Source organism: Peribacillus sp. NPDC006672, assembly GCF_050274955.1.
Classification (GTDB): Bacteria; Bacillota; Bacilli; order Bacillales; family DSM-1321; genus Peribacillus.
In genome coordinates, this window is the sequence record NZ_JBNNOR010000015.1 from 1 (window position 1) to 25,494 (window position 25,494).

Sequence of the window (25,494 nt, forward strand, 5' to 3'; positions counted from 1 at the left end):
TACCTTGATTATAAAACAAAAAAAGGTAGATTTCCTCAGAATAAACTGAGAAAATCTACCTCTATTGGCCCGAAGGGACTTTTTCAGTGCCCTCGGCAAACCAAGGGGGTTTTTAACTTTAAAAGACTACCGTTTTATTTTCATGAACTAGGACACGGTCCTCCAAATGCCATTTAACTGCACGTGCCAGCACTCTGCGTTCAGCTGAACGACCGATTTTCTTCATATCCCCTGCTGAATCGCGATGGTCCACACGTTCAATATCCTGCTCGATGATTGGACCTTCATCCAAATCATTCGTCACATAATGGGAAGTCGCCCCAATCAGCTTAACACCTCTGTCATAAGCTCTTTCATAAGGCCGGGCACCAATGAATGCAGGTAAAAATGAATGATGTATATTGATGATTTTGTTTGGATGGGCAGCTACGAAATCCGGCGTCAATATCTGCATATACCTAGCTAGTACAATTAGGTCCACATTGAACTCTTCCAAAAGTCCAAGCTGTTTTGTCTCAACTTCCTTACGTATATCCTTATTTGCAGGAATATAATAAAAAGGGATACCCATCGATTCGACAATTTGCCTCGTATCTTCATGATTACTGATGACTAGCGCAATATCAGCTAATAAATCCCCGCTTTGCCACTCCCATAGCAATTCCAGAAGGCAATGCGGTTCCTTGGAAACGAAGATTGCCGTCCTCTTCAAATCACTTACATGGTTAAATGTCCATTGCATTGAAAATCTTGTCGAAACTTCCTGAAATGCCAGTTTCATATCCGTTGCCTTATCCTTTAATCCTGGACAATCGAATTCGATCCTGGTGAAAAAGGTTCCGCCCTCAGGGTTCATCGAATACTGGCTCAATTCAACAATATTTGCATCATATTCTTTAAGAAAGGCTGTAACTGTTGAAACAATTCCTGGCTGGTCCGGACATTTTATAATTAAACGGCCTCTATCTTGATTTTTTTCGCGAAATTCCTGTAATTGTTCTTGCACAAAGTTGCTTACCATTTTCCCAACTGCCCTTCTTCTATTTTGCTATATTATACTTCACTTCATAGGCAAAATTAAAGTCAGTCAATCAATTCAGGATTTTATTGGCAGACAATTACGAAGCTTTTCTGTTATCCTTCACAGTTTTATCTCATTTCCTTTCTCTTTCGATAGAGTTTAAATCATCATCCTAAATTGTTCCAAATTCAATTCACCTAAAGATGAGTCCACCTGAAATTTCTTACCCCTTAAATCTCCACTATCCATAATTTTGAGAAATTTCCGTTAATTTAGAAGGAAATGAAGGTAAAGGACGAGAACCTTTAAGAAGTGCATAGTAAAGGGATTCATGAATGAAAAGTCGGCATAATCCGGGCCATCTTTTTTACTTCGGTTTTATTTTCCTTAGTGAATGAGGTTATTCACTACCTCATAAGGGTATAGACCATTCTATTAGTTTTTTCAAAGGGGGAAATGAAATTATCATGAAATCATCAGTTACATTCATTCTATCCATTCTGGTTATTCTTGGACTTCTGTCCGGCTGTGCTAAAAAAGACCAGCTAGAGGATGGGAGTAAGCTGATCAATAAGGAACAGTTTGTATTCGCTGCCTCAGGCGAATTCAAGCCATTCAGTTATGTCAATGATGACATGACCGTAACAGGATTCGATATTGAAGTTGGCGATGCAATAGCCAAAGAACTCGGCCTAGAGCCAGTACCTAAACGGATAAAATTCAAAGGTATAGTAGAAGGTGTCAAAACCGGTCGGGCAGATGCCGCAGTTGCCAGTCATACAATTAATGAAGAACGAAGTAAACATGTTGCCTTCTCCACCCCTTATTACTACTCAGGTCCTCAAATTTTCGTCCGCTCAGATAGTGATATTAAAACGGTCGAAGATTTAAAAGGAAAGGAAGTTGCGGCTTCTAAAGGCTCCACTTACGCAACCACAGCAGAAAAGTATACAACCAATGTAAAAACCTATGATAGTGATATCACCGCCCTGAAAGCATTGGACGGAGGGCGTCATGATGCCGTCATCACCGACTTTGTAACCGGCAAGGAAGCGACCAAGGAAGGTTTCGACATCAAAGGACGACAATTGATAGAACGAAGCGAGCAGGCCATCGTACTGCCTAACGACAACCCACAGCTGCTTGCACGCATCAATGAAGCACTCGAAAACCTCCGGAAAGATGGAACACTTGCGGAAATCAGTAAAAAGTACTTTGGTGAGGATATCACAACTAAGCCTGAATAAAGATTGATAGAAAGGGAGTCATTACATTGCCAAGTTTTTCACATTTTTTTGATACATTATTTAGCTCCTCGGACGTATTCATCCGAGCCATGCTCCTCACATTGGAACTGACGGTAGTCTCCATATTGGTGGGAATCATCATTGGGTTGTTATTTGCACTTTTAAAAATATCAAATATAAAAATTCTTGCATGGATTTCAGATACATATGTATTCCTGGTACGGGGTACACCGCTTATCGTACAGATTTTCATACTCTATTTCGGTATCAGCAATCTCTTCTTACTACCAGACTTCTGGGCGGCGTCACTTGCCCTGGCATTCCATAATGGAGCTTATATCTCTGAAATTTTACGTGGTACAATCCAATCCATCGACAAAGGCCAAATGGAGGCCGGACGATCCCTTGGCATGAGCAATTCGCTCACATTAAGAAGAATCATCTTACCTCAAGCCTTCCGTCGTGCATTGCCGCCGCTAGGCAACCAATTCATCATCGGTCTGAAGGATTCATCACTGGCAGCCTTCATATCCATGAATGAGCTGTTTAACGTAGCCACTACGTTAGGTTCCAATAATTTCGATGAAATGACTTATTTATTGATTGTAGCGGTCTACTACTTGATTCTAGTGGCATTCCTGACCATTATCGTCAATTTATTCGAAAAGAAACTGTCCATTAGTGATCGATAGGAGGAATTGAAATGGAACAAAAAGAAATGATTCGCATTAGGAATTTAAATAAATCGTATGGAAACCTACATGTACTCAAAGATATTGATATGAAGGTATTGGATAGCGATGTTGTCTGTCTGATCGGATCAAGCGGTTCCGGAAAAAGTACACTTCTCCGCTGTTTGAATTATTTGGAGAAGAAGGACAGCGGGCAAATCCTTATTGAAGGAACGGAAATCAAACCTGGTGCCCATGATATTAATAAAATCCGTGAAAAAGTCGGAATGGTTTTTCAGCATTTCTATCTCTTCCCGCATATGACCGTACTTGAAAATGTCATCGAAGCACCGACTCACGTCAAAAAGGTCCCTAAGTCCCAGGCTATTGAAGAAGCAAAAGCATTGCTTGCCAAAGTCGGTTTATCAGATAAAGCGGATGTCTATCCAAGCAAGCTCTCAGGTGGTCAGAAACAACGTGTTGCCATTGCCCGCGCCCTTGCCATGAAACCTGATATCCTACTCTTTGATGAGCCTACCTCCGCACTGGATCCCGAACTTGTCGGGGAGGTTCTTGCTACGATGAAGGAACTTGCCTTGGAAGGGATGACAATGGTAGTCGTTACACATGAAATGAGCTTTGCACGTGAAGTTGGGGATTGGATTGTCTTCATGCATAATGGACGGGTTGTCGAAAGCGGCCCGCCAAAAGAATTCTTCACCAACCCAAAAGAAGACCGTACAAAAGAATTCCTGCAAACGACAGTCTTTTAATTTGGCGGGAAGAATTCGTCCTTCACTACGGATAATCCGGCCTGAGCCCGGACATCATTATAAGCAATACAGGCGTGAATTCCTGTATTGCTTATTTTGCATATATAACCCGTTCATGTTTTCTTTAATTGCCAGTTAGATAGTTCTTCATTAATATGATCGAAATTTCAGGGATATTTTCAATCTGACTGTACAAAATATATACTTGATGAATTATTTCAGAACATGACCCAAAACCCTGATTCCGGCTCGAATATGGAAAAATATCTGTATTTATGGTATATATACAGGTAAAATTAAAAGAAGTATATAAATGAAAGAGGTCGAATTCAGTTGGAAAATAACTCTTCGAATTTTATTAAAAATATTATAAAAGATGATCTAGAGTCCGGAAAACATGATCATGTCATCACCCGCTTCCCTCCTGAGCCTAATGGATATTTACATATCGGGCACGCCAAATCAATTATTTTGAATTTTGGGGTGGCTGATGATTTCAATGGGAAAACAAACCTTCGTTTCGATGATACGAATCCATTGAAAGAAGATATCGAGTATGTCAATTCCATTAAGGAAGATGTAAAATGGCTCGGTTACGACTGGGATAACCTTTTCTTCGCTTCCGACTATTTTGATGAAATGTATAAGAGAGCTGTACTGCTCATCAATAAAGGATTGGCATATGTGGACGACCTTAATGCCGATCAAATCCGTGAATATCGCGGAACGCTGACCGAGCCAGGGAAAGATAGCCCCTACCGCAATAGAACCGTAGAGGAAAACCTTGAACTATTTGAAAAGATGCGCAGCGGCGAATTCGGGAACGGCGCAAAAGTATTGCGTGCAAAAATCGATATGAGCTCACCTAACATAAACTTGCGCGATCCCGTTATATACCGTATCTCCCATACAGAACATCATAATACCGGCAACAAATGGTGCATCTATCCGATGTATGCCTTTGCCCACCCTATTGAAGATGCTATCGAGGGAGTCACTCACTCCATTTGTACGCTTGAGTTCGAAGATCAACGCCCCCTTTATGACTGGATCGTTGAAAATTGTGATATGGACAGCAAACCAAAACAATATGAATTTGGCCGGCTTAACCTGACTAATACAGTAATGAGCAAGCGAAAACTGAAGCAGCTCGTGGATGAGGGCTTCGTGGACGGCTGGGACGACCCACGGATGCCTACCGTTTCGGGATTACGAAGACGCGGGTATACACCCGAAGCGATTCGTGCATTTTGCCAAGAGATAGGTGTCGGAAAAACAACCGGTGTTGTAGACTCTCAAATGCTCGATCATTTCGTGAGGGAAGACTTAAAGCTGAAGGCTCCGCGGACCATGGCTATTCTAAACCCGCTTAAAGTGGTCATCACCAACTACCCGGAAGGTGAGATTGAATGGCTTGATGCTGAGGTCAATCCGGAAGTTCCGGAAATGGGCACACGGCAAATCCCATTTTCACGTGAAATATATATCGAACAGGACGATTTCATGGAAAACCCGCCGAAAAAGTATTTCCGTCTTTTCCCGGGCAATGAAGTCCGTTTAAAACATGCTTATTTCATTAAATGTGAAGAAGTGATAAAAGACGCAGACGGTAACGTCATTGAACTTCGCTGCACATACGACATTGAAACGAAAAGCGGATCGGGTTTCACTGGCCGTAAAGTAAAAGGTACATTGCACTGGATCGAAGCTACACAAGCCGTTTCAGCAGAATTCCGTAACTATCAGCCTTTAATTTTGGATAAGGAAAATGCAGATGAAGAAGAAAAATCATTCTTGGAGCGGGTAAACCCTGATTCTGTAGAAATTTTACAAGGCTTTGTCGAGCCTAACATGAAAGATGTTAAGCCTCAGGATAAATTCCAATTCTTCAGGCATGGCTATTACAATGTTGATTCAAAACTCACTTCGCCCGGTCAATTGGTCTTCAACCAAATTGTTGGTCTGAAAAGTTCCTTCAAGTTATAGAGTCACTGAAAAGAACCAGATTCCTAGCGGGATCTGGTTCTTTTCACTCTCTGCACCCTTATATCATTTTCTCTCGTAAAGTTTGATACCCTGCTTGGAAAGGGCCTGTTTAAGAGTACTGTGTGTCGCAACTTGACTAAAATCAAGTCCTAACTGAATCGATGTCTGGGCTACTTCAGGACGAATACCGGAAATGGTCGATTGAATGCCCAACAGGCTCAGGGTACTTATCAATTGAAAAATTTGATGGGCAACCATCGTGTCTAAAAGGGAAACTCCCGATAAATCGATGAATAAGTGAGAAACATTTTTGCTAATGCATTTACTTGGAGTTTCATTTAAGATTTCCTTTGCCCGGCAGGAATCGATTTCACCGATTAACGGCAAAACCGCAATGGCATCAACAATAGGAATGACAGGTGCGCCCAGTTCATTAATCAAATCTTGTTGAGCCAGTAATCGTTCTTTTGTCAAAAGATAATACTGCTCCGTGAACTCACGGTTCAATTGATCGAATGCACGATTAATAAGCCGGCTCCAACGGATGATTGTATCCTTCGTAATCCCCGTATCATCCTTTAGCATATAATCAGTGATAAATCCCCAATATGCATCCCGCACCTTATTAAGTGCTTCCAACACTTCGTAAATGGGTGTGTCCGATTCAACCCTGCTTTTAGCGACAAGTGTGGCCCACTGTTCCAGTGTTTCAATAAAAGCAGTTTTATCTTCAAGTAAAGCACTTGTCACTGTCTTGATGGTCAATGTATTCTGTTCTCTAAGAAGCTTTTCGATTTCCTTATTTGAATCCATTGAATAGATGGATCCAGACTGCTTTTCCCTTAAAGACAGCCAGTTTTCCGTAATTTTGGATGAGTTATCAAGGATATATTGATATAAATTTTCATCTATTTTATCCATATGTGTTCCCCTATCTCACTAGTTATTTCATTTTAAAAAGTAATATTAAGTCACCATATCCCTCTCTCTCCATTTCACTTCTAGGAATAAATCGAAGGGCCGAAGAGTTAATGCAATATCTCGTGCCTTTAGGACTCGGGCCATCAGGAAAAACATGTCCAAGGTGGGAATCGGCGTCCCTGCTGCGCACCTCGGTCCGGGCCATTCGGTGGCTAAGATCCATTTTTTCATTGACGCTTGCCGACATAATTGGCTTCGTAAAGCTTGGCCACCCACATCCGCTATCATACTTATTCCGTGAACTGAAAAGGGGCTCCCCTGAAACGACATCCACATAAATGCCTTCTTCAAAGTGATCCCAATAAGCATTATCGAATGGCGGCTCCGTGCCATTTTCCTGGGTGACATGGAATTGACTCTCGGTTAAGGTCTTTCTAAGATGTGCATTATCCTTAGGCCAATTTTCCTTAATGAAAGCATCACGGCCTGAACCTTTACGATACAATGCATAGCAAAATTGATTTTTCCGATGGAATTCTTGATGGTATTCCTCTGCCGCGTAAAATTTACCCGATGGTAAAATGCCCGTAACGATAGGTTTCTTAAACCGTCCGCTCAACATTAAAGCTTCCTTCGATTCCTCTGCTTCCTGTTTCTGTCGTTCATTAAGATAGAAAACGGCTGCCTTGTATTGCTTTCCCCTATCCGAGAACTGGCCACCGTCATCCGTTGGATCGATTTGGTGCCAAAATATCTCTAATAACGCTTTATAGGAAATGATTGATGGATCGAATTCCACTTGAACCGCTTCAACATGATCAGTCGAACCGGTAATCACTTGTTTGTAACTAGGCGCGGCAAAACTACCGCCCGTATAACCCGATGTTACGCTAAGGATTCCATCCATTTCATCAAAGGGAGCAACCATGCACCAAAAACAGCCTCCTGCAAAGATTGCTGTTTCTTTATCATTCATCGTCATCCTCAACTCCCCTTTCATGGCTAGTCATTTTATGTATTATATACCAGCAAGCCAAATATCTTCAAATTCAAAACAATAGCTTTCTTTATCTTTGCTGAACAAATAAAAAAGAGGCACTTAGGAGTAATCCCAAGTACCTTTTATGTTAAATCCATTTGCATATTACGGTTTCTTAAAGTATTACACTTACGATGATCGCTGATAGGATACTGACAAGAGTCGCGCCGTATAGCAGCTTCAAGCCGAAACGAGCCACAACATTCCCCTGTTTTTCATGCAGGCCTTTGACCGCACCAGCAATGATTCCAATAGATGAAAAATTAGCGAATGAAACCAAGAAAACCGAAACGATCCCTATCGTCCTATCGCTCAATGCCGATGATGCTTCCCCTAAGCTCAGCATGGCAACGAATTCATTCGTCACTAGCTTCGTCGCCATGATTCCGCCTGCAGTCACTGTTTCTGAAATCGGTATACCCATGATAAAGGCAAACGGTGCAAAGATATACCCCAGGATGTCTTGGAAGCTGATGCCGAGGATCATATCGAATAAGCTGTTGATTCCTGCAATTAATGCAACGAAACCAATTAACATCGCTGCAACAGTGATAGCAACCTTAAATCCATCCATGATATATTCCCCAAGCATTTCGAAGAAAGACTGCTTCTCTGCGCCTTCTTCAACTGGGAGAATATCGTCTTCATCCGTTACCGTATAAGGGTTAATAATGGATGCAATGATAAATCCACCAAACATGTTAATAACAATAGCCGTCACAACATACTTTGGTTCAATCATTGTCATATAAGCACCGACTATCGACATCGATACGGTTGACATGGCTGACGCACAAAGCGTATACATGCGTGATGGCGGAATGGCACCGAGTTGTTTTTTCAAGGTGATGAAAACCTCGGATTGGCCGACTATTGCTGATGCGACAGCATTGTAAGATTCCAATTTACCCATCCCATTTACCTTACTTAGCACGAATCCAATCCACTTCATGATGAAGGGAAGAATCTTGAAGTGCTGTAAAATCCCGATTAATGCTGAGATGAATACGATAGGTAGAAGGACATTTAAAAAGAAGGGCGATGCTCCTTCGTTTACAATCCCGCCAAATACAAAAGTGATCCCTTCATTTGCCCATTCCAAAAGTTTTCCGAAACCATCGGCTATCGAATTGATGATCACTAAACCGAACTTCGTATTTAATAATAGATAAGTTAAAATAAACTGAATGATCACCATCAGTATGATCGGTTTAATCTTAACTTTCCTGCGGTCACTACTCACTAAAATAGCTAGTCCAAAAACAATAAGCAGTCCTAAAATTGCTATCAGAAATTTCATATTCTGCCTCCACTAAGGTGAATTTAATGATCGTGCATTAATAGTAGGGTACCCTCAAAAAATTTATGCAAACGTTTTCTCTTTTATCCAAAATACTTGTACGTACCTCTCTAGAAGTTTATATTAAACTAATATTTTTTCAAGTGCAATTATTATTTCCATTTATAAGTTAACAATTAGTGACAATAATAGTTCAAAAAGAAGGCTCCCCTTCGAAAGGAACCTTCTCTTTCTTCAAGTATTATTGACTTTTTAGGCTGCTTTTTTTCTGGATATCACCGATGTGACTAATCCAAAGCCTCCAACGACAAAGATGATGGTGGATGCAGCCAGGCCGCCTGACCCTTGATAAAAGTCGATAAATTTCCCTGCAAAAGAGTCTCTGCCTTGGAAACCGCCACCGCTTGGCATCTCTCCTTGCGTTCCAGAACCATTAGGCCCGCCTTGAGGAGTTGTCCCCATATTGCCCTGCGTATTAATAGATGCCGTTTCCGCAGTTGAATCATCGGCGGCCACACTGCTATTAGCCGATTTTTCCGTATCATCCGATTCTGTTGGGCTGCGGTCGGTAGGCTGACCCATCATCGCTTGTCGATTCACGGGTTCATTGCCGCTGCCATCCACATACATCATGATCCCGATGACTGCTTGGGCCATTAAAATGGCTGAAGCCAATATTCCAACCAAAAAGTGTATTTTACCAAGTCTTTTCATCAATGGTCTTCTCCTCCGAAAATTAATATTTATAAGATGATTATCTAAAAAGACCCTTAATTTTTCCTTAAGCAACAAGGAAAAAAGTAAGGGTCTTTTTCGTATTGGATGGCATCTTAAGGTGGATTAATTTTTCTTTTGATTTCTCGGAAAAGTGATTTCAAAACGGGTGCGTACATTCTGTTCACTCGTAACCTTGATGTTCCCTTGATGTGTGTTTACAATCCATTTGGCTATGGATAAACCTAAGCCGGAGCCTTCATTTGCTGAACGGGATTGCTCGACTTGATAAAAACGGTTAAAAATCAAGGGGAGATCTTCCTGTGGAATGCCTTTTCCATTATCCTCTACAGTAAGAATGATGGATGAAGCATTCTTGATGCAGGATAGCGAAATCTCCCCGCCTTCCTCGGTGAATTTCATAGCATTATCCACCAAGATCACCAATAGCTGATGAATTCTCTCTTTATCCCCATGAAACACCACCTGTTCGGGAGCATGGCTAATGATTGATTTCTCTTGAAAAGAAGCTATATCCGTATACTGTTCCACGATATCCAAAAGTAAGTCATCAAGGAAAAAGTTCGATTTCTTAACTTCCATTTGATTCGAATCCGTTCTGGTCAAGGTTAAAAGTCCGTTAACAAGCTTATTCAATCGCCGGACTTCTTTCGATATGATGGATATATCAACGGCCTTTTCTTCGATTGTCGCGTTCGGTGATTGAAATAGCAAATCAGCCCGCGATTGAATGACAGCAAGCGGCGTTCGAATTTCATGCGAAGCATCCGAGACAAACTGCTGCTGCTGATCCCAGGATTTCTTGACCGGAATCAGGGCCCGTCCTGCCAGAAGGTATCCAGCGCCTACCGCCACTAGACTTCCAATTCCTCCACCAACAAACAATATGAGCAGCAATCGATCGAGCATTTCTTTTTCTGTATCCACATTCCTGATGAATTGTACCGTCATCTCTCCATACTCTGTATCGACCTTGGTGGAAAGTGCGCGATACGTCTGCCCAATTACCGATATTTCTTCAATCTCATCAAATCTTTTAGGGTAAAAATCCGATTCATTAACCTTAATAAAATTATCTACACTCAGTCTTGGCTCAATGATCGTCTCATCCGGTCCCCAAACGATGACGCTTGGCCCAGGTCCTAAAAGAAACTCACCTTGCGGACGTCCGCCTCGCATGCCTCCATTATTGAAATCCCTGTAATCCTGTTTAAGTGAATCATTGACATCCTTATAGATTTGATTTTCCGTATAGAAATAGATCGTTCTGCTTAAAATGGCTATTAAAACAATAAAGACGATAGAATTCAATAATGTTAGTTGAAGTCGTGTTTTTTGGAACATAACGATCCCCTTATGGTTGTTTTAGCATATAACCGATACCCCGAACGGTTTGAATATCTTTATGGTAATTGAAAGGTTCCAGTTTTTTTCTAAGGTGATGGATGAACACTTCAACAATGGCAATCGTCGTATCTGAATCAAATCCCCAAATGCGGTCGAAAATCTGCTCACGGGTCAGTATTTTCCCATTATTTCGAATTAGGTATTCCAGTAATTCAAACTGTTTCAAGGTCATTTTAATGACCTTTCCATCAACCAAAATATCCTTTTCTCTTTCCAACAGTTCAATTCCACGGTATTTCACATGCTGCTCAAGCGATATAATGCCACTCCTTCGAAGCAGGGCACGAATCCTGGCCTTAAGTTCCGGTGCCTGAAACGGCTTGACTAAATAATCATCGCCACCCATTTCCAATCCTCTGACACGATCCTCAAGTGCATCTTTTGCCGTCAAGAACAAGACACTTGTATCTATTTTTGCTTCCCTGATGTTCCGTACGATTTCAAATCCATCGATTCCCGGAAGCATTACATCCAAAATGATGATATCGTATATACTTTGCTGAGCCATGAATAACCCATCTTCCCCATTATCCGCTGTATCCACTTCATATTCATCCGTCAAAATTTGTCGGATCGATTCTAATAATGAAACATTATCTTCTACCACCAAAACCTTCATCCAGGGTACCTCCCAACCGCCTCAATTGTGATATATATGTTGATTTTATCCTTTTTCATATGCAAAAGAAAGCGGGCTTTTAATCGCCTGCTTTCTTCAAATTGAATGTTCATTCGTGACGCAGTGCCTGGATTGGATTCAGTTTGGATGCCTTATTGGCAGGAAATACGCCAAACATTATCCCGATTAAAATGGAGAATAAAAAGGCAAACAGTGTTACCGACCATGAATAACTGATCGTTAAACTTGAAAAAACTGAAATCAATTTTGCAATTCCCAATCCAATTCCGACTCCCAATAGTCCCCCTAAGCAGCTCAGGACCATCGCTTCAATTAAAAACTGAAGAAGAATCGACTTCCGATTTGCCCCAATCGCTTTTCTAATCCCGATTTCCTTCGTCCTCTCTGAGACGGAAACCAACATGATATTCATGATTCCAATTCCGCCCACCAGTAACGAAATACTGGCAATACCGCCAAGCATGAGTGTGAACGTATCCGACACAGAGCTCATTGTATCCATCAGATCTTCTTGATTGGACACCGAATAGTTATCACTCTGTTCTGGGAATGATGTGGTCATCGCACCTTGTACCTGATACATCGCCCTATCTATGATATTCTCGTTCTCCGCTTTTAAATATACGGTTCCGATTGTCGTGCTGCCTGTAGCCCTTTCGGCAGTAGTGATCGGGGCAATGATTACATCATCCCCGCTCGATCCCATTGAGGTGCCTACTGATTTCAGGACACCGATCACGCGATAGGAAACACCGCCGATGAGCACGTTCTGGTCCACAGCTTTTTGATTTTCAAAAAGCGTGTTGGCTGTATCCGACCCCAGGACAACGACCTTGGAGCGTAATTCCGTTTCCATATCCGTCAAAAACCGGCCTTGACTGAGCTCCAGATCCCTAACTGATAAGTAGGATGAAGTTGTACCGGTCATTGAAACCTGTGCCGTAGCTTCCCCGTTTTTTGCATAAACGCGTCCGGTGACCACAGGCGCCACTTCCGATATCCCGTTCAGATCTTTAAACTGTTCAATTGTATCATCCGTCAGCTTCACGGAGTCGGTATCCGTGACACTTACCGTTATCAAGTTCGTTCCCAGGCTATTGATCTCATCCTGAACGGACTGTGAGGAACCTTGCCCGATCGAAACCAAAACGATTACGGAGGCAACTCCAATTATGATTCCAAGCATGGTTAAAAATGCTCTGACTTTATTGGTTTTGATACTGCGTATAGCCATCTTCATTGATTCGCTCAGATTCAATCCAATCACCTCCGTTTTCAAATAGCTGACCATCCTGTATCCGGACGACACGAGTCGCTTCTTTTGCCACTTCCAAGTCATGGGTTATAAGAATGATTGTTTGTCCCTTTTCGTTCAATTCTTTCAGCATCTGTAGCACTTCTTTACTCGTTTTACTATCCAGGGCCCCCGTCGGCTCATCCGCCAATAAAACGGGAGGATTACCGGCAAGTGCCCTTGCAATCGCAACTCTTTGCTGCTGTCCGCCCGACAGTTGGGTCGGCAGATGATTCTTCCGGTCACTCAGGCCTACCATATCAAGGCATGCATTGGCCACTTCTCTTCTTTCCTTCACGCTTGCCCCTCTATAAACCAGGGGAAGTTCGACATTCTCCAACGCTGACAGTTTTGCCAACAGGTTAAAATTTTGAAAGATAAATCCTATTTTAATATTACGAATGGCAGCTAACTCATTATCCTTCATCTTTTCCACTTCTTTTCCATCAAGAAGGTATTCACCTATGTCAGGCTTGTCAAGGCAGCCAATCATATTCATGAACGTCGATTTCCCTGACCCAGAAGGACCGATGATCGAAATGAAATCACCTTTATCGATTGCAAGACAGACATCTTGAAGTGCCTTAACCGTTTCGCCGCCCAATTCATATGATTTAGACATGTTCTTAATTTTTATGATGGGTTTCGCCATTTTACTGACCTCCCTTGCCGCTTGGCACTCCGCCACCGTTTGGCATCCCGCCGCTCGGCATTCTGTTGCCACCTTGCATTCGTATTTCACCACCTTGGCCTCCCTTCATTCCACCGAAACCGCTGCCTGTCGAATTTTCATTTGAGATGGTTATGGGCAAGGAGATATACTGGCCATCTTCAAGACCCGAAATTATTTCGATATACCTATCGTTACTGATCCCTGTTTCAACCGTTGCCTTTGTACTTGTAGTCCCTTCAGCGGCAGCGGATTGTTGTATATTCACATATTTGTCTTCACCGTCCATTTGGACTGCTTCAATCGGAACATATAAAACATCTTTTACACTATTCGTCACAATGCTCACTTCAGTCGACATCCCAATTTTCAGGTCGCCAGGTTTATCTATTTTGATAGTGACATCAAATGAAGAAACTCCATTCTCATATGTACCTTCCTTTGCTACACTGGTCACTTCCCCAGTGAACGTTTCATCTTCGAAAGCACTGGCTTTTATTTCAACTGTTTGTCCTTTTTTAACACTTGGAACATCCAATTCATCAACACTGACTGTAGTTTTCAATTTTTTATAATCCGTAACATGTGCCAACACTTCACTGCTTGATACGCGATCCCCTTCTGCTACATCCATCGTTGTAACGGTACCATCGAATGGGGCCGTTATCGGGTCACTTCCATCCGTGAAGGTAATAAGTTCATCACCTTTCTCAACCAATTCATTCTTCTCTACAAGGACTTCATCCACTTCACCCGTTACAGAGGAAGTGATGTCCTCACTATTGATAGCAGCGACCGATCCGGAACCGCTTATTTGAACTTCAAGATTTCCCTTTTCAACTGTAGCGGTCACCGACTTTGCAATGACAGGCTCAGCATTGTCCTTCATGAAAAACCAAGCGCATCCCCCAATCGCCAGCACTAAAAACGTACATATCATTATCATCTTTTTCATCACTTTTCTCCTTTCAGATTTCCTTCGTTGAAACCAGTATCGTGAAAGAAACTTAACTTTTCCTTAATGGTTGGGTTTGATTTCATGGTCGTACATTTATGTCAGCCTTTACTCTCCTTAATAATTAACACTATGTCGAACGAAAAAAGGTTTATTTCAGAATTTTGAATTTACAATATATTCTGAAAAATATATACTGATACTGTTATCAGAGAAATTGGTAATGAAAACCAAAATAATATTCAATGAAGGGGGAACCAACTTGGCATCAAACGATTCAATAGCTAAGAAAACCGAAGTAAGCGCTTCCACGGACTACACTAAGATCGTCCAATCACAATCTTTTCAAGAGCTCCTAAGGAAAAAACGCAATTTCATCGTCCCGCTATCCATCTTTTTCATGGTCTTTTATTTCACCTTACCCATACTAACTTCCTATTCTAAAGTTCTTAACTCTTATGCCTTCGGGGCAATCAGTTGGGCCTGGGTTTTTGCCTTCGCTCAATTTATCATGACCTGGACTTTATGCATCCTCTATTCCAAAAAAGCTGCGGCTTTTGACCAATTAGTTGAAAAAATCGTGAAAGAAGCGAAAGGGTAAAGGTGAATATACAATGAATACACTTGCTTTTATTTTATTTTTAATCATTGTTGGTTTAACATTAGTCATTACCTATTTTGCTTCACGGCGCACCAAAACGACCGCAGACTTTTATACGGCAGACAGCAGCCTTACTGGCTGGCAAAATGGCTGGGCTATTGCGGGTGATTATATGTCCGCCGCTTCATTTTTGGGAATAGCCGGAATGGTTGCACTCGCTGGATTTGATGGTTTTTTCTACAGCATCGGTTTCCTGGTCGCTTACCTGGTCGTTCTTTATATTGTGGCTGAGCCGCTTCGTAACCTTGGTAAGTACACACTGGCTGACATGATTGCTGCACGTTTTAATGAAAAGAAGGTGCGTGGTGTCGCTGCCCTTAACACCATTTCCATTTCAACATTTTATATGATCGCCCAACTAGTCGGTGCAGGTGCCCTTATAAAACTCTTACTTGGAATTGATTATCTATACTCCGTCATCATTGTAGGTATTTTAATGACCGTCTACGTCGTATTTGGAGGTATGACGGCCACCAGTTGGGTCCAAATCGTAAAAGCCATTTTATTGATGGCAGGTACATTCATCATCTCTATTATCGTGTTGGCGAAATTCGATTTTAGCGTGATCGAGATGTTCAAGCAGATGAAAACAGCCACACCTTTAGGCGGGGATTTCCTCAACCCGGGTAACAAATTCAAGGATCCATTGGATACTTTATCCCTTAATTTGGCGCTTGTACTCGGGACAGCTGGATTACCTCATATCCTCATTCGTTTCTTTACTGTAAAAGACGCCATCACAGCCCGGAAGTCTGTTGTATATGCAACTTGGATCATTGGGATCTTTTATATTATGACCATTTTCCTTGGCTTTGGAGCAGCAGCTTTCGTTGGATACGACAAAATCATAGCCGCGAATGCCGCAGGCAATATGGCTGCCCCGCTGCTTGCCGAAGCCATTGGAGGTGACTTCCTGTTCGCCTTTGTGTCAGCCGTTGCTTTCGCTACCATTTTAGCAGTTGTAGCAGGTCTCGTTCTATCTGCAGCCTCTGCTTTTGCCCATGACTTTTATGGCCATATTATTCGTAAAGGTAAAGCCACTGATAAAGAACAAGTGGTTGCTGCTCGTTGGGCATCGATTGGAGTATCCATTCTCTCCATCATCCTTGCTTTATTTGCTCAAAACATGAATGTAGCCTTCCTTGTGTCACTTGCCTTTGCCGTCGCTGCCAGCGCTAATCTGCCAATTATTATCTTCACGGTATTTTGGAAGCGCTTTAACACAGCCGGAGCTGTCTCGGGCATGATAGTGGGGCTGGTCAGTTCTTTATTACTTGTTTTCCTAAGTCCCAACGTCTGGTCGCCGGTAGAGGGAGCGGCAATATTCGTTGGGGAGCCATTATTCCCACTTGCCAATCCAGGCATCGTCTCCATCCCAATTGGTTTTATCGCAGCCATCGTCGGAACATTACTGTCCAGCAAGAAAGCTGATGCCAAAAAGTTCGACGAAATATTGGTTACAGCTAACACTGGAATGAAAGACCCTTTATAAGCTGGCTTCATTACTAAAAAAGAGAAAGGAGATCAAGGTATTCACCTGTTCTCCTTTCTCTTTTATTTATCAGGAAAGTTGAAAATCTTCAAAATCAGTTAGGAAAATAAAAATGCTTACAATTCATCTAACTTCTCAATCTTAACTTCCTTCTATTGTATTTCGTTACTAACTGGTTCATGACTTCTGCAAAGATCAGCCCCATTGCTATCGCACCAGCCAGCATGAAAGCCTTGGCGGCCAATTGAACGGCGACATTAAAATCATTTACGACAAAATGCTTCATCGCATCATATGACAAACCTCCTGGCACGAGGGGGATGATTCCCGATACATTGAAAATCGTGATCGGCGTTTTATACCTTTTAGCAAAATATTGGCTGATTACCGCAACGATAAATGCAGCCGCTAATGTTGCCATGATGCTGTTTACCTCATTTTTAACCAAAAAGAAGTATAAGACCCACCCTAGCATCCCTACTAAACCACATTGAAACAATGACTTTTTCGGTACATTGAAGATCACTCCAAAGGCGGCTGAGGCAATGAAACTTGTAATAAGCTGTGCAAACATCATTCTTCCTCCTCTAACATCATAAGAAAACAAACGCAGCCGATATTCCTGCCCCAATGGCTAAAGCAGTCAAACCTGCATCCGCACCCTTGGATAGACCCGAAACTAAATGCCCTGCAATTAAATCCCTGGCTGCATTAGTAATTAACAGCCCTGGCACAAGCGGCATCACCGCTCCAATGATTATCGTGTCCAAATGACTTCCAACCCCAATATGGACAAAGAACATAGCCACTAAACCTACAACTAAAGAAGCTATAAATTCAGCAAAAAAACGAACTTCCAGTAACCAGTGCAAATAAAGCAGGCAAGAGAATCCCATTCCTCCAGCTATACAGGACCAGATGAAATCATTCCACTGTCCTTGGAACATGATTAAAAAACAGCCGCTCGCTATAAATGCAGCAAAGACCTGGCCCCACATGGGATACCCCATCCCGGCCTTTTCGATTTCCTTTAACCGTAAATAAGCTTCCTCTGGTGACATTTCCTTGCTGGAAATGCTTCGGGATATACTGTTAACAAGCGTTACCTTATGTAAATCTGTAGATCGTTGGGAAACTCGAATTAATTTGGAGGCTGGGTGCATTCCATCCAGCGAAAAAATAATTCCTGTGGGGGTTGAAAAACTGTGGGAATCACTGCATCCAAACGCTGCAGCAATTCTAACCATCGTATCTTCCACCCTTGATGTTTCCGCTCCGTTCTGAAGCATGATTTTTCCCGCTAGTAAACATACATCTATAATTTCATTGTATTTTAACTGATCTTCCATTTTATCCTCTCCATCACTTTCTGCGTGGATTTCTCCCATTAACAGATAACGATCTTACCAGTTTAAATCCACCTCATAATAGCCCAATTCCTGTAAAAAGGATATAAAAATATTACCTATATTAATTTATCAACACCATCTAATCGCAGTACATACAACCTTAGTACCATTATTCCCTTTATTTCCTGCTGAAACCGCTTAGTTAATAGAAAAATTCAATAGTAAGTGAAGTATTTATAATGAAAAATGAATGCAGACACGAGGCCTGCATTCCTTTATAATATACTGTCATCATCCAGTATATCCTGTACCTCTACACTCCTTTTTGTATAAAACCATCCACGGTTTCATTAAACAAGGCGCTTTCTTCAATGAATGGACAATGGCAACTATCTTCAAAGATTACTAGTTCGGAATTCGGAATGTTCTTAAGCAAATGTTCTCCTGCAGCTACCGGGATGACTTTTTCAAGCCTTCCAAAACAGAGAAGTGTGGGAACATTGATTTTTGGCAAGAATTCACGATAGTCGACAATCGATTGATCAAATAGAATCGCACTGGCAATGGATTCTGGCATTTTGGTCACTTCCCCGAGCATCCAGCTTGCATCCGCTACAGATAATTCATTTTTAAACATGGAGGCAAGGAAGCTTTGTAAAAATGGGGAACGGTTCGTTTGAATTTCAGTCATGAGGGCAATCAACGTGTCAATATCAAATGCACCAATATTAAAGTCGGGCCACTTAAAGTCAGACGCCAATTCATCGACAATCACAGTTGAATGAATATTTCCCTCACCGAATTGCTTGAGATAATCCCAGACGACAAAAGCCCCCATGGACCAGCCTACGAGTATGACATCCTTTAATTCCAGTTTACCAATGAACGCATGAAGATCTTTTGCATAAGCGGAGACCGTATTCCCGTAATGAACATGATTTGACTGGCCATGGCTTCTTAAATCAAGTAAGATCACTCTATATTTTTCTGAAAAGTACCGAACTTGCCTTCCAAAGAACCGGCTGCTCATCCACACACCATGGATAAAAATAATTGGTCTTCCCTGGCCCTTTTCTTCATAAAACAGCCGAACGCCTTCTTCCACCTCAATAAATGCCATTCCATCCCTCCTTCACGATATTTTCAAATCCATTCCCTATTATTTATTGTGTTTCATCTTTTAACATTCCTTCCTATAAAAATATATTGTCAAACCTCATTTTAGAGTTGATAATGAAGTATATTTTTATTGATATCTTCACCTGAAAGGACGGAACTTTTATGAAGGGCTTTTTCAAAAACTATCGATCCTCCTTAATACTTCTCACTGCCATTATTATCGGCGGGATAGCGGGCGTCGTTTTCGGTGAGAAAACCTCGGTCATACAGCCGCTAGGGGACTTATTTCTAAATCTTATGTTCACGATCATTGTGCCATTGGTATTTTTCAGCATTGCTTCAGCGATTGCCAATATGAGCGGAATGAAGCGTCTCGGGAAAATCATGGGCAGTATCGTTGTCGTCTTCCTGACAACTGCCGCTTTAGCTGCCGTCATTGGGTTTATTGGGACAACCATCATCAATCCCTTGGAAGGCACAGATACAACAGCCATTAAAGAACTGATGGAAAACAGTTCCTCTGAAGAGCCCATTGAGGAAGTTTCTTTCTTCAGTCAACTGGTCAACACAGTAACCGTATCTGATTTCCCAGAACTGTTATCCAGAAGCAATATGCTTCAACTTATCGTTTTCTCAGTATTAATCGGGCTTTCCACTGCATTGGTCGGTGAGAAGGCAAGGCCGATTACTGAGTTTTTGACAGCGGGTACAGCTGTCATGATGAAAGTCGTTAAAATCGTCATGTACTATGCTCCAATTGGTCTTGGTGCTTATTTTGCTACGGTTATCGGGCAGCTTGGGCCGCAGATTTTAGAAGGCTATGCTCGAACTTTCATTCTTTATCTAGTCTTAGCTTTGATTTATTATTTTGGCTTCTTCACTTTGTATGCCTTTATCGCAGGTGGAAAAGAAGGAGTTAACCTATTTTGGAAAAATGCCCTGGCACCTTCCATTACAGCAATTGCAACTTGTTCCAGTGCCGCATCAATTCCAGCAAATCTGGAATCGGTCAAGAAAATGGGCGTGCCAAAGGATATAGCGGAGACTGTCATCCCACTCGGAGCCAACACTCATAAAGATGGTTCTGTATTCGGAGGGGTATTGAAAATCGTTTTCCTATTCAGCTTATTTGGAAAGGATATGACAAGCATTTCAAGCATTTTAAGTATACTTGCTGTTGCCTTTTTGGTTGGAGCCGTTATGGGTGCCATTCCTGGGGGCGGCATGATTGGGGAAATGCTGATTCTTAGTGTATTCGGCTTTCCTGTTGAAGTTCTGCCGATCATTGCGGTTATATCCACGATTATCGATGCTCCTGCTACATTGCTTAACTCAACAGGAAACACGGTTTGTGCTATGCTTGTCACGCGGCTTGTTGAAGGAAAAAACTGGTTAAAACAAGCATTCATTAAAGAAAAATCGGCGGTATAATCTAAGATATAAGAACTGACTCCTGGTTAATCAGGAGTCAGTTTTTTTCATTTTCACTAATTTCTTTCAAACCTTTTTTTAATTGACAAGGGGTTCCTTACCCTCACATAGAATTAAAGATTGAAGGAGGGAATTAAATGTTACTGAAATGCTTACCTGCTGCCATCCTTTTCACGGGACTATTATATATTTTTTTGATACCGGAAGAGCCTTTATCCATAAAGATCATGTTCAAGATCGTTCCCATGTTATTGATTTTACTCTATGCCGGCGCAACAGGGCGAAGGCAGGATAGATATCAATCCTTAATACTTCTTGGTTTATTCTTTTGCATGCTTGGAGATGGATTGTTGATCTGGTTCGTCATCGGGCTTTCCGCCTTCTTGATCGGCCACCTTTTCTATATTTCCGCTTTCTTTAAACTATGGACCTTTTCATGGCTTCGATTCGCGACGATTTTCCCAATTGGTGTTTACTCCACTTGGATCGGTCGTGAAATTGTACTTTCTTTAATTGAAAAAGGTGAAAATAGCCTCATCATCCCTGTAATCTGTTATGTAACGGTCATCTCCCTCATGGGCTGGGCGGCATTTATGACCGGAAATACCGCGGCAATCATCAGCGGGGTCTTGTTCGTGATCTCGGACTCCATTTTATCTTGGAACAAATTTATCGATGATGTTACCTTTTCTGGGCCGTTGATCATGCTCACCTACTATACAGCTCAGTTTTTCATGGCTTACAGCATTCGCACGAAGCCTTCTTTCCATTTATCGAAAGGATTGGAAAGTGAACGGCCTATCCAGTGAATCCGAATATCCGCTCGTTCCACATGAAACATTCTCATGAAAAAAGGCATTCACAGCTCTGCTTGAACTGTGGACGCCTTTCTTTATCCTTTAATTTTTTTAATGAAGACTACTTTTAAATAATTTCCTTCCTTATATTCCGAGCTTGTTTTAAAATCAGCCGGCAATGAGAATTCTTCCATGAGCTCATATTTCCCATTCATCTCCCTGAAGGCAACATCAATGAAGTTCTTGAATTTTTTCATGTCAAACGTACTGCAATTAGTTGATGCGATAATGATGCCATTGTCTTCCGTAATGGAAATGGTATCCTTCAATAAATTCGTATAGTCTTTTCCGGCGCTGAAGGTAAACTTCTTCGATTTAGCAAAGCTGGGAGGATCGAGGATGACCATTTCAAATTTCAAAGCCTTCTTCACTGCATATTTAAAATACTTAAATACGTCCATCACCACGATATTGTGAGCTTCAGGATCAATTCCATTCACACTGAACTGCTCGATCGTCTTTGGTAAACTGCGATTCGCCAAGTCCACACTAGTCGTTTTAACGGAACCGCCTAAAGCGGCAAATACAGAAAATGCTCCAGTGTAAGAGAACATATTCAGCACGGACTTCCCTTTTGCATATTTATCTCGAATAGTCCTTCTTACTTCACGCTGATCAAGGAAGACACCTACCATGGCCCCATCATTCAAATAGACAGCGAAATGGACCCCATTCTCCTTGACAAGAAGCGGAAATTCCGGCTGTTCCCCTATAACAAAATCGTCTTCTTCTACATATTGCCCCTTCGTATCAAATCGTTTCTTCTGATAAATCGACTTGACCTCGACCGTATTCTGCAGTGCCTTAATGATATAGTCTTTAAATGAATAAATCCCTTTGCTGTACCAGCTGATAACATAGTGGCCATCGTAATGATCAATAATTAATCCGCCAATCCCATCTCCTTCTCCATTGAAAAAGCGGAAAGCAGTAGTCTCAGTATCTTCAAAAAATGGCTTTCGGTAATCATACGCATTACTGATTTTTTCATCGAAAAATGATTGATCAATTTTATCATTCTCCTTTTGAGTCAATACCCAGCCATAACCTTTATTCTGTTTCCCATAATACCCCTTCGCTAAAAAACGATTGTTCTCGTCAACCAAACGCACTAAAGATCCCTCATCTTGAAGGTCATTGAGATTGCTTATTGACTCTTTGGCAATCAGGGGAAAGCCTTTGGCGATTTTATTTACAAACTTAGCTTTCACTTTTATATCTATTTCTTTTCCCATATATATCATCCTATCTATGCAATTGCTTTCCTCCCCATTTTACCCTAATCCCTTTATAAATAAAAACCAGCCTGGTTCCTTCACCAAACTGGTTTCTCCAAAATCTTTGATTATGATACTTCTAAATGAAGATCTCCCGGCTTTACTTTTCCCATCATCTTCAATACTCGATGTAAGGCAAGGGTGATCACAGCTGGCAAGACCATACCCACCGCCACATAAACCAGGAATGTGTACAACCCTTGACCCGTAATGATAGCAATCGGGGCAATCAATGAACTTAAGCCCATTCCTCCAAGCTCATACGGTACTTGGAAATCGAATGCCAACGTAGCGATAGGAGCACAAATGATTGCCGCTACAAATGGCGGGACGACATATAATGGTTTTTTGATTAAGTTAGGAAATTGAACTTTCGGCGTAACAACCATCTGTGCAAGGAACCCACCCATATCATTATCTTTATAAGACATGACAGTGAATCCAACAAATTGAACGGTACATCCGATTAAAGCTGCCGCACTAGAAACAGGATCTAACTGTAGGGCTATCGCTAGAGCAGCTGAAGAAGCCGGTGTCATTAATAAAATGCTCCATACCAATGCAATGACCATGGAGCCAATTAATGGAGAACCTTCAACCTGCGCTGTAATTTGACTGCTTAACCATGTCAGGAATGGTGTCGTAACAAGTGCTAGGCCATATCCAGAAACCCCACCGACAAGAACTGCCGCCAATGGGATGGCCATGATATCCAACTTTGTTTTGCCAATTAGGCGCTTACCTACATAAGTTGCAATTAACGCTGCCAGAACGGCACTTAGTGGCTGACCCGTAACAATCGTGAAGGCACCCTCAGCTGTTCTGTTAATGGCAGCACCGCCAACTGCACTTGAGGCCATCGCGCTAAAGATAATTAATGAATTTCCTCCCAGCTGATAGGCGATACCTGCTCCTAAAGCTGGGGCTAACAAGACCTTTGCGGCCCCTCCTATTGCCAGGAGGACCTCCCAATCTAAATATCCCCCTATTGATTCAAACAATAACCCGATTCCTAATGTTACCAAAACTGCGTTGGCTATCCCTGTTGATGCCTTGTACATTCGATCACTGATGTATTCTTTCTTGCTCACTTTATCTCCACCCCTTATCGTTTATCAGAATATTCAATTTTATAGACTTAAAAAATCCCTGTTATTCAGAAAGGTACACCAGTTATGTTTACTTAAGCGTCTTGTTATTAAGTTCACAAGCAGGGCTCAAACAATCCCACTAACATAATAAGAGAATAATAATATGAAGTAATTCATATTATTAAATACTTACCTATTTCTCCGCTCCCTATAATGTCTTTTCGTATAATAACATGAATTTTCTGATAATGTAAGAAGTATTTTTATTCTAATAAAATAAAAACGCTTACAAAAAAGGGGTATATATCACATTTATATATAATTAAATCCAATATTGTATTATTTAAATATAAATTAGTCCTTTTATTACCAAAATACTCTAAAGTATCTGGTTTTAAGCCCGGAATAGTAATACATTATTTCAATATAGGTTTGAAATATTTACACTATGGATTAGTCCTCCTTTTATAAAAAAAAGAACCCTTTTAAATTGGATTCTCTTCTATACTATGATATAAATGTTATCTTTCATAAAGAATTCCCTTACACCCAGCCTTTTTTACTATTCTTCTATTGAAAACCTTCCAAAGTTGCAAAAGTGTCTCTCAGGAATTGATAAAATAGTTTCTCCGTTGGCATTAAGTCCCTTTCAGTTGGAATAATAACACCTACAGCCCTAGTTACGGATGGTTCATCTAACGGCAGTCTAACTGTAAAACGAGGCAAGCTGTCAATCAGAGAGATTTCTGGTATTAAGGTTACACCAAGTCCTGCTGCCACTAGACCTTTAATAGCATCAGTATCTTTTCCTTCAAATGCAACTTCTGGCTCGAAACCGTGCAGTTTACATGCCTTCATTACAATATCACGTAAAACATACCCCTTAGGATATACGATGAACGGATTTCCTTTAAGCTCATTTAAGTTTAATGACTTCTTCAAGGCCAAAGGATGACTTTCTGACAAAAGAGCAACTAAGTTCTCAATAAATAGAGTTTCTCCGTGAATTTTCTTTTCGTTCGCCGGCAGAGGTCCAATTAAGGCCATGTTAATATTTCCTTTTATAACAGAATCGATCAGGTAGCGATATGAGCCTTGTTTCAAGGTGAACTTCGCTTGCGGGTAACTCTCTCTGAAATCAGAAATAACCTTTGGCAATATATAGGAAGCTAAACTACTTGGAAAGCCAATACGAATTGTCCCTTTTTCCGGATTTAAGCTCTCAGCCAGCTCACGCTTTGAACGATCAATTATATCCATAGCTTGTTCCATATTCGTTAAAAATGTATGCCCTATATGTGTCAGCTTAATCTTCCGGCCTTCGCGGATAAATAAAGGCACACCTAATTCTTCTTCTAAATTATAAATTTGACGACTAACTGCAGACTGGGCAACATGCAAAGCCACTGCTGCTTCCGTCATATGTTCACGCTTTGCGACTTCAATGAAATATTCGATTTGTCTTAACTCCAATGTAAGCTCCTTCTTTCATATCAAAACAGCATGTTATTTATCTAATATTCAGATTGTTTCTTTCAAAATTGAATTATATATTTAA

At 41.3% G+C, this 25,494-nt stretch carries 24 protein-coding genes; 8 read left to right on the forward strand and 16 right to left on the reverse strand.

Annotated features, from left to right (window positions below):
- Positions 1-118: 118 nt before the first annotated feature.
- Positions 119-1,021: a formyltetrahydrofolate deformylase gene (gene purU / locus ACQKKK_RS20640; RefSeq protein WP_427618700.1), complete on the reverse strand. Its 903-nt coding sequence runs from the start codon at positions 1,019-1,021 to the stop codon at positions 119-121.
- Between the two features lie 467 nt (positions 1,022-1,488).
- Here purU and ACQKKK_RS20645 point away from each other — a divergent pair, with 467 nt between their 5' ends.
- The 4 genes from ACQKKK_RS20645 (at position 1,489) to ACQKKK_RS20660 (ending at position 5,698) form a co-directional block, all read left to right on the forward strand.
- A complete protein-coding gene (locus ACQKKK_RS20645) occupies positions 1,489-2,268 on the forward strand; it encodes a transporter substrate-binding domain-containing protein (protein ID WP_427618702.1) in 780 nt (259 codons plus the stop codon).
- A 26-nt stretch (positions 2,269-2,294) separates the two neighbouring features.
- Entirely contained in the window at positions 2,295-2,960 is a 666-nt protein-coding gene (locus ACQKKK_RS20650) for an amino acid ABC transporter permease (protein WP_061465866.1), read from the forward strand.
- An 11-nt stretch (positions 2,961-2,971) separates the two neighbouring features.
- Positions 2,972-3,712 carry an amino acid ABC transporter ATP-binding protein gene (locus ACQKKK_RS20655; RefSeq protein ID WP_427618704.1) on the forward strand — a complete coding sequence of 247 codons (741 nt, stop codon included), beginning with the start codon at positions 2,972-2,974 and terminating at the stop codon, positions 3,710-3,712.
- Between the two features lie 333 nt (positions 3,713-4,045).
- A complete protein-coding gene (locus tag ACQKKK_RS20660) occupies positions 4,046-5,698 on the forward strand; it encodes a glutamine--tRNA ligase/YqeY domain fusion protein (protein WP_427618706.1) in 1,653 nt (550 codons plus the stop codon).
- Between the two features lie 63 nt (positions 5,699-5,761).
- Here the strand turns inward: ACQKKK_RS20660 and ACQKKK_RS20665 are convergent, their stop codons facing one another.
- The 9 genes from ACQKKK_RS20665 to ACQKKK_RS20705 all read right to left on the reverse strand — a co-directional run bounded on the left by ACQKKK_RS20665 (position 5,762) and on the right by ACQKKK_RS20705 (position 14,659).
- Positions 5,762-6,619 carry an STAS domain-containing protein gene (locus tag ACQKKK_RS20665; protein WP_427618707.1) on the reverse strand — a complete coding sequence of 286 codons (858 nt, stop codon included), beginning with the start codon at positions 6,617-6,619 and terminating at the stop codon, positions 5,762-5,764.
- Between the two features lie 22 nt (positions 6,620-6,641).
- Entirely contained in the window at positions 6,642-7,601 is a 960-nt protein-coding gene (gene msrB / locus ACQKKK_RS20670; protein WP_427618709.1) for a peptide-methionine (R)-S-oxide reductase MsrB, read from the reverse strand.
- 172 nt (positions 7,602-7,773) lie between these two features.
- Positions 7,774-8,958 carry a NupC/NupG family nucleoside CNT transporter gene (locus ACQKKK_RS20675; RefSeq protein WP_427618711.1) on the reverse strand — a complete coding sequence of 395 codons (1,185 nt, stop codon included), beginning with the start codon at positions 8,956-8,958 and terminating at the stop codon, positions 7,774-7,776.
- 252 nt (positions 8,959-9,210) lie between these two features.
- Positions 9,211-9,672 (reverse strand): hypothetical protein, encoded by a 462-nt coding sequence (locus ACQKKK_RS20680; RefSeq protein ID WP_427618712.1) that lies wholly within the window; start codon positions 9,670-9,672, stop codon positions 9,211-9,213.
- 126 nt (positions 9,673-9,798) lie between these two features.
- Positions 9,799-11,037: a sensor histidine kinase gene (locus ACQKKK_RS20685; RefSeq protein ID WP_427618713.1), complete on the reverse strand. Its 1,239-nt coding sequence runs from the start codon at positions 11,035-11,037 to the stop codon at positions 9,799-9,801.
- 10 nt (positions 11,038-11,047) lie between these two features.
- Positions 11,048-11,719: a response regulator transcription factor gene (locus ACQKKK_RS20690; RefSeq protein WP_427618714.1), complete on the reverse strand. Its 672-nt coding sequence runs from the start codon at positions 11,717-11,719 to the stop codon at positions 11,048-11,050.
- Between the two features lie 109 nt (positions 11,720-11,828).
- The gene (locus ACQKKK_RS20695) at positions 11,829-12,998 is read right to left on the reverse strand and encodes an ABC transporter permease (RefSeq protein ID WP_427618716.1); all 1,170 of its coding nucleotides are present in this window, start codon (positions 12,996-12,998) and stop codon (positions 11,829-11,831) included.
- The gene (locus tag ACQKKK_RS20700) at positions 12,946-13,686 is read right to left on the reverse strand and encodes an ABC transporter ATP-binding protein (protein WP_427618718.1); all 741 of its coding nucleotides are present in this window, start codon (positions 13,684-13,686) and stop codon (positions 12,946-12,948) included. Before ACQKKK_RS20700 ends, ACQKKK_RS20695 begins: the two co-directional genes overlap by 53 nt.
- 1 nt (position 13,687) lies before the next feature.
- Positions 13,688-14,659, reverse strand: coding sequence for an efflux RND transporter periplasmic adaptor subunit (locus ACQKKK_RS20705; RefSeq protein WP_427618719.1), 972 nt, complete (start codon positions 14,657-14,659; stop codon positions 13,688-13,690).
- 262 nt (positions 14,660-14,921) lie between these two features.
- On the opposite strand from ACQKKK_RS20705, the gene ACQKKK_RS20710 reads away from it, so the two are divergent.
- Both ACQKKK_RS20710 and ACQKKK_RS20715 read left to right on the forward strand, forming a co-directional pair.
- Entirely contained in the window at positions 14,922-15,260 is a 339-nt protein-coding gene (locus tag ACQKKK_RS20710) for a DUF485 domain-containing protein (protein WP_284469133.1), read from the forward strand.
- A gap of 13 nt (positions 15,261-15,273) precedes the next feature.
- Positions 15,274-16,812 carry a solute symporter family protein gene (locus ACQKKK_RS20715; RefSeq protein WP_427618720.1) on the forward strand — a complete coding sequence of 513 codons (1,539 nt, stop codon included), beginning with the start codon at positions 15,274-15,276 and terminating at the stop codon, positions 16,810-16,812.
- 127 nt (positions 16,813-16,939) lie between these two features.
- Here ACQKKK_RS20715 and ACQKKK_RS20720 read toward each other — a convergent pair whose 3' ends face one another.
- The 3 genes from ACQKKK_RS20720 to ACQKKK_RS20730 form a co-directional block, all read right to left on the reverse strand.
- Entirely contained in the window at positions 16,940-17,389 is a 450-nt protein-coding gene (locus tag ACQKKK_RS20720; protein WP_427618722.1) for a threonine/serine exporter family protein, read from the reverse strand.
- Positions 17,390-17,405: 16 nt separating this feature from the next.
- Positions 17,406-18,161: a threonine/serine exporter family protein gene (locus tag ACQKKK_RS20725; protein ID WP_427618724.1), complete on the reverse strand. Its 756-nt coding sequence runs from the start codon at positions 18,159-18,161 to the stop codon at positions 17,406-17,408.
- Positions 18,162-18,474: 313 nt separating this feature from the next.
- Complete coding sequence (locus ACQKKK_RS20730) at positions 18,475-19,281, reverse strand: alpha/beta fold hydrolase (protein ID WP_427618726.1); 807 nt, start codon at positions 19,279-19,281, stop codon at positions 18,475-18,477.
- A gap of 161 nt (positions 19,282-19,442) precedes the next feature.
- Between ACQKKK_RS20730 and ACQKKK_RS20735 the strand changes: the two genes are divergently transcribed.
- Both ACQKKK_RS20735 and ACQKKK_RS20740 read left to right on the forward strand, forming a co-directional pair.
- A complete protein-coding gene (locus tag ACQKKK_RS20735; protein WP_427618727.1) occupies positions 19,443-20,711 on the forward strand; it encodes a dicarboxylate/amino acid:cation symporter in 1,269 nt (422 codons plus the stop codon).
- A 137-nt stretch (positions 20,712-20,848) separates the two neighbouring features.
- Entirely contained in the window at positions 20,849-21,520 is a 672-nt protein-coding gene (locus ACQKKK_RS20740; protein ID WP_427618729.1) for a lysoplasmalogenase, read from the forward strand.
- An 83-nt stretch (positions 21,521-21,603) separates the two neighbouring features.
- Here ACQKKK_RS20740 and ACQKKK_RS20745 read toward each other — a convergent pair whose 3' ends face one another.
- From ACQKKK_RS20745 to ACQKKK_RS20755, 3 genes are all read right to left on the reverse strand, one after another.
- The gene (locus ACQKKK_RS20745; protein ID WP_427618731.1) at positions 21,604-22,803 is read right to left on the reverse strand and encodes a class I SAM-dependent rRNA methyltransferase; all 1,200 of its coding nucleotides are present in this window, start codon (positions 22,801-22,803) and stop codon (positions 21,604-21,606) included.
- 110 nt (positions 22,804-22,913) lie between these two features.
- On the reverse strand, positions 22,914-23,906 hold the full coding sequence (locus ACQKKK_RS20750) for a PTS transporter subunit IIC (protein ID WP_089363738.1): 993 nt from the start codon (positions 23,904-23,906) through the stop codon (positions 22,914-22,916).
- Positions 23,907-24,506: 600 nt separating this feature from the next.
- Positions 24,507-25,409 carry a LysR family transcriptional regulator gene (locus ACQKKK_RS20755; protein ID WP_427618733.1) on the reverse strand — a complete coding sequence of 301 codons (903 nt, stop codon included), beginning with the start codon at positions 25,407-25,409 and terminating at the stop codon, positions 24,507-24,509.
- Positions 25,410-25,494: the final 85 nt, after the last annotated feature.

Bases quoted from the DNA above. Each gene is read 5' to 3' on its own strand.
- purU (WP_427618700.1), bottom strand. From the start codon at position 1,021: ATGGTAAGCAACTTTGTGCAAGAACAATTACAGGAATTTCGCGAAAAA.
- ACQKKK_RS20645 (WP_427618702.1), top strand. From the start codon at position 1,489: ATGAAATCATCAGTTACATTCATTCTATCCATTCTGGTTATTCTTGGA.
- ACQKKK_RS20655 (WP_427618704.1), top strand. From the start codon at position 2,972: ATGGAACAAAAAGAAATGATTCGCATTAGGAATTTAAATAAATCGTAT.
- ACQKKK_RS20665 (WP_427618707.1), bottom strand. From the start codon at position 6,619: ATGGATAAAATAGATGAAAATTTATATCAATATATCCTTGATAACTCA.
- msrB (WP_427618709.1), bottom strand. From the start codon at position 7,601: ATGACGATGAATGATAAAGAAACAGCAATCTTTGCAGGAGGCTGTTTT.
- ACQKKK_RS20675 (WP_427618711.1), bottom strand. From the start codon at position 8,958: ATGAAATTTCTGATAGCAATTTTAGGACTGCTTATTGTTTTTGGACTA.
- ACQKKK_RS20680 (WP_427618712.1), bottom strand. From the start codon at position 9,672: ATGAAAAGACTTGGTAAAATACACTTTTTGGTTGGAATATTGGCTTCA.
- ACQKKK_RS20685 (WP_427618713.1), bottom strand. From the start codon at position 11,037: ATGTTCCAAAAAACACGACTTCAACTAACATTATTGAATTCTATCGTC.
- ACQKKK_RS20690 (WP_427618714.1), bottom strand. From the start codon at position 11,719: ATGAAGGTTTTGGTGGTAGAAGATAATGTTTCATTATTAGAATCGATC.
- ACQKKK_RS20700 (WP_427618718.1), bottom strand. From the start codon at position 13,686: ATGGCGAAACCCATCATAAAAATTAAGAACATGTCTAAATCATATGAA.
- ACQKKK_RS20705 (WP_427618719.1), bottom strand. From the start codon at position 14,659: ATGAAAAAGATGATAATGATATGTACGTTTTTAGTGCTGGCGATTGGG.
- ACQKKK_RS20715 (WP_427618720.1), top strand. From the start codon at position 15,274: ATGAATACACTTGCTTTTATTTTATTTTTAATCATTGTTGGTTTAACA.
- ACQKKK_RS20720 (WP_427618722.1), bottom strand. From the start codon at position 17,389: ATGATGTTTGCACAGCTTATTACAAGTTTCATTGCCTCAGCCGCCTTT.
- ACQKKK_RS20725 (WP_427618724.1), bottom strand. From the start codon at position 18,161: ATGGAAGATCAGTTAAAATACAATGAAATTATAGATGTATGTTTACTA.
- ACQKKK_RS20730 (WP_427618726.1), bottom strand. From the start codon at position 19,281: ATGGCATTTATTGAGGTGGAAGAAGGCGTTCGGCTGTTTTATGAAGAA.
- ACQKKK_RS20735 (WP_427618727.1), top strand. From the start codon at position 19,443: ATGAAGGGCTTTTTCAAAAACTATCGATCCTCCTTAATACTTCTCACT.
- ACQKKK_RS20740 (WP_427618729.1), top strand. From the start codon at position 20,849: ATGTTACTGAAATGCTTACCTGCTGCCATCCTTTTCACGGGACTATTA.
- ACQKKK_RS20745 (WP_427618731.1), bottom strand. From the start codon at position 22,803: ATGGGAAAAGAAATAGATATAAAAGTGAAAGCTAAGTTTGTAAATAAA.
- ACQKKK_RS20750 (WP_089363738.1), bottom strand. From the start codon at position 23,906: ATGTACAAGGCATCAACAGGGATAGCCAACGCAGTTTTGGTAACATTA.